Below are 1076 nucleotides of genomic sequence, written 5' to 3' on the forward strand. Positions count from 1 at the left end.
CAAAATCTCATTCAATAGGCAGATTTCGCCGTCGCTGAAAGATTCGCTGTGTTTGACAATGAGGCGTTGATAATCTTCATTGCTGATTTTTTCGTGAAGTAAATCGGTCTGGATAGTCATGATTTTTATTGTTGAAATAAGGTGGTTAAGTTGCGGATTATAGCAGATATCGTGGTGGCTGTTTTAAAGGCCGTGTTCTGGTTCGGAAAGTGCCTCTGTTTTGGCTTTTTTTGGCATTAGGCTATTTAATTTTGAGTTAATTGCTTGGTAATCGTCGCTATAAAAAAATTCTCCGATATATATGGTTTCCCCATGATAAACAAATGACCATGCACCTTGTTTACTATTTGGTTGTCGTAAGGGGCTGGAGATGGTGGATGTATTCCTTCTCTGGCTCAAATAGTTACGCAGTGTTATTTTAGTGTTTTTAGTATTTGCATGGTTCTCATGTGGCTGCCATTGCGCTATTTCTACGAGTGAAAATTTTTTACCTTTTCCCAATCCAAACAGCGCGAACTGGTGTGAAAGTATTCCATTTTGAACATGAATATGTTCTTGTCCAAAAAGTTGCCACAGTAAGTCATAAATACATTGGAAAGAAAGCAGACCCAAAAATATGAGGAGTATGATATTAAATGCTGATTCAAAGTTTAAATTTGGAATGTTTGCTAATATCAATAGTACGATTACAAGGTCTCTGCAAGTTAATAGAAGTTTGAGTCGGTTACGTATAATTTTTGCTGACAAGGTAATTTTGCTAGGTGTTTGTTCAATTTTATAACGCGAAGATGTCATCAATATCCTCCTATTTTTTCAGCCTGATACGCTTTTTGCAGCGGTGTAATTTGTGCTAAGCGGGCATGATCGATTTGTTCGGCGATAAGGTGCGCTTTTCCTTGCGCGCGACACTCGGTGGCAATTTTGCCTGCATCTACTTGATTGGCGGCTTCAAGTAAGGCCAGCCAGTGTTCACGCTGCGGATAGGGGGTGTCTTCAAGGTTCAGACGGCCTTGTTTGTCGGCCACGCAGACGTTTAAGGCCGTCTGAAAACGTTCGGGGCGGCGGAATGCGTCGGT

General features: G+C 40.9%; 1 protein-coding gene and 1 pseudogene. Both read right to left on the reverse strand.

What is annotated here, in order from left to right:
• Positions 1-183 precede the first annotated feature (183 nt).
• Entirely contained in the window at positions 184-795 is a 612-nt protein-coding gene (locus ACTHS3_RS14245; protein WP_070608330.1) for a hypothetical protein, read from the reverse strand.
• Positions 795-1076, reverse strand: a pseudogene (cca, locus tag ACTHS3_RS14250) (multifunctional CCA addition/repair protein); the annotation flags it as partial. The gene ACTHS3_RS14245 and the pseudogene cca, both read right to left, overlap by 1 nt.

The sequence above is a fragment of the Neisseria sp. P0009.S007 genome, assembly GCF_051962515.1.